Here is a 278-nt window from a genome sequence, read left to right as displayed (position 1 = left end):
CCAACCGGTTCTGGTAAGACCACTACATTGTACGCAGGTCTGTCTCATATTAATGACCGCAGTCGTAACATTCTGACGGTTGAAGACCCAATAGAATACAACTTGCCAGGTATTGGGCAGACCCAGGTTAATACTAAAGTGGATATGACTTTCGCCCGAGGCCTTAGAGCGATCCTTCGTCAAGACCCTGATGTGGTAATGATTGGTGAGATCCGTGATATCGAAACAGCTGAAATTGCGGTTCAAGCCAGTTTGACCGGGCACATGGTGCTATCAAC

Annotated in this window: 1 protein-coding gene; it reads left to right on the top strand. The window is 47.5% G+C overall.

What is annotated here, in order from left to right:
* Positions 1-278, top strand: a 278-nt coding sequence (locus tag A3756_RS06975) for a GspE/PulE family protein (RefSeq protein WP_197481238.1), incomplete at both ends; no start/stop codon positions are given.

Source organism: Oleiphilus sp. HI0086 (assembly GCF_001635225.1).
Note: the sequence above shows the minus strand (reverse complement) of the source record. Positions and strands in the feature narration are given on the sequence as shown.